Below are 2,602 nucleotides of genomic sequence, written 5' to 3' on the forward strand. Positions count from 1 at the left end.
CGCGCCCGTCCGGCTCGATGCATCGCCGCGCCGGCTAATCCAGGCCCTCCGGCAGTGCCGCCCGAACATCCCCCTCATACAGCGAATCGAAGAGCGCCGCCGCCTCGCGGCCGGCGGGGGTCAGGTTCTTCGGGACGACGATCTTCACCGTGTAGACGTGATCGCCCGACGCGTCGGTGCGCGGATCGCGGACTCCCTTGCCGCGCAGGCGAAAGCGCTGCCCTCCCTGCGTCCCCGGCGGCACCTTCGCGCGGACGCGGCCGTGCACGGTCGGCACCGAGATCTCGGCGCCCGAGTAGGCCTCCCGGATCGTGATCGGCACCACGCCGAGGATGTCGTCGTCGCGGCGCTCGAAATAGGGATGGGGGGAGACCCGGATCGTGACGTAGAGATCGCCCGCCGACCCGTCGCTCCCCATGTCGCCCTTCCCCGGGATGCGGATCGTGCCGCCGTCGCGGATCGCGGCGGGGACGTTGACCTTGAGCTTCTCCATGTTCGCCACCCGTCCCTGGCCGCGGCACGTCGGGCAGGGAGCGCGGCCTTTCCTTCCGGTTCCCTGGCACGTGGGGCAGGCGACGCGTCGCGTCGTCTGAAGCTGCAGCGTGCCGCCGAAGACGGAGGTGCGGAACGGAATCTCCATCGTCGCCCGCGCGTCGGCCGCCATCGCGCCCCCGCGGAAGCCCGCGCCGCCCATGCCGCCGAAGAGATTCCCGAAGATCCCGCCGAGATCCTCGAAACCGGCGCCTCCCCCTCCGCCGCCGAATCCGTAGCTCCCAAAGTCGAATCCGCCGCCCTCCGGGGGCTCCTCGACGCGCGGTCCGGCGTGGCCGAAGCGGTCGTACGCCTTGCGTTTCTCCGGATCCTGCAGGACCTCGTAGGCTTCCTGGACTTCCTGGAACTTCTTCTGCGCGCCCGTGTCGCCGGGGTTGACGTCGGGATGGAGCTTGCGAGCGAGCTTGCGGTACGCCTTCTTGACGTCGGCTTCGCTCGCGCCCCGCGAGACGCCGAGGACGTCGTAGTAGTCCTTCTTCACGCGTCCCGGATCATACGACGGCGGCCGCCGCGCGGTTGCGCGCGCCCGGTGCTCCGATCACAATAGCCGCGTGCAACTCCTCTTCCGGCGGCTCGCGGCGGCGGTCTTCTGCGCCGCCGCCTTGAGCGGCTCCTCCGCCCCCGCCTCGGATCTCCAGCAGGTCCGCCGGACCCGGACGCTTCGGATCCTGACCGATCTCTCCGATCCAAACGACGTCTCCCGGCTCATCTACCGCACCGAGTCGGGCTACGACGGCATCGAGTACCAGTTGCTCCGCTCGTTCGCGCGGTCGCTGGACGCGCAGACGCAGGTCGTCGTCGTTCCGTCGTTCGACACGATCTTCGCGGCGCTCGCCCGCGGCGAGGGAGACATCGCGGCGGCTTCGATCACCGACACTCCGGAGCGCCGGAAGATCGTCGATCTCTCCGACTCGTATTTCCCCGTGCGCGAAACGGTCGTCGTGCGGCGGGGGGAGCCGGCGCGCTCGCTCGCGGCGCTCGCCGGGAAGCGCGCCATCACGCAGCGCGCAACGACGTGGGAGACGCAATGCCGCAAGGTCCCTCGCGTGAAGCTCCTCTACACCGAGAATCAGAGCGAGCTCTTCTCGAAGGTCGCCGACGGGACCGCCGACTTCACCGTCACCGACTCGCCGATGGCGATGACGTACGCGGCGAAATACGCGAACCTCGAGATCGCCTGGTCGCTGTCGGAGAAGCAGAACTACGCGTTCGCGCTCCGCCCCGGTTCGGACCTGACACCGCTCCTGAACGACAACCTGAAGAAGCTGAAAGCGACCGGCGCCTACTACGGGCTGCTCGGAAGGTTCTACGGCCAGAAAGGACTGGCCATCATCAAGGCGTCCGAGTAACCGTCGCGGGAGCCGGCTCGGGGACCGGGAGCGCGTGACGGCGGCGCGGCTCGTCGAATGAACGACTCGACCGCGCCACCGCCGCCCCCTCGCCCACGCTCCCGCTCCCGCATCGCGGAGCTTTCGCCTCGGTGGCTCGCGCACTGGCGTGCGCGGCGATCGGCGCGCTCGGCGCTGGATACCCTTCGGCCGAAAGCTTTCCGCGATGCGAAGAGCCCGTGGGCTCCGATCGCCTGCGTCGTCACCCATCGTCGCACGGGCTCCGCCATCGCGACCGTCCCCAGGCGCGGCGAGACGCGAGCCCGGTCCGGCTTCGTTCGAGACTTCCGTCCGCCGTAGGCTCGGCAAAGCGGACGGAATGAGGGCCGGCCGCACCGTCTTGGCTCGATGCGACATCGCGAACCGGAGATCGCTTCTCCGCCCTCGCGATGAGGACGGCACGGGCGCCCGGTGCCCGTTGTCAATCGCGAGGACGAGGGGGCGCGGCCAGAGCCGAGCGAGACGCGCACCCACAGACCGCCGGACCCGAAGGCGTACTGAAAACGTACGTCACAGGGGCCGGCGGGCGAGGATGTGCGTATTCGCTCGAGCTATGGTCCGCGCCGGCCTAGAACCGGTAACTGAGGCCGGCGTCGGCGGTGATCAGCGTCCGATGCGGCTTCGTCTGCGGGAAGTGCGCCGTGATCCGTCCGACGACCGCG

The 2,602-nt window shown here is 69.8% G+C and carries 2 protein-coding genes; one reads left to right on the forward strand and one right to left on the reverse strand.

What is annotated here, in order from left to right:
• Window positions 1–34: 34 nt before the first annotated feature.
• Window positions 35–1,033, reverse strand: coding sequence for a J domain-containing protein (locus VKH46_00990; protein ID HKB69387.1), 999 nt, complete (start codon window positions 1,031–1,033; stop codon window positions 35–37).
• A gap of 70 nt (window positions 1,034–1,103) precedes the next feature.
• Between VKH46_00990 and VKH46_00995 the strand changes: the two genes are divergently transcribed.
• Window positions 1,104–1,901 (forward strand): transporter substrate-binding domain-containing protein, encoded by a 798-nt coding sequence (locus VKH46_00995; GenBank protein ID HKB69388.1) that lies wholly within the window; start codon window positions 1,104–1,106, stop codon window positions 1,899–1,901.
• Window positions 1,902–2,602 lie beyond the last annotated feature (701 nt).

It is taken from the genome of Thermoanaerobaculia bacterium, assembly GCA_035260525.1.
Taxonomy (GTDB): Bacteria; Acidobacteriota; Thermoanaerobaculia; order UBA5066; family DATFVB01; genus DATFVB01.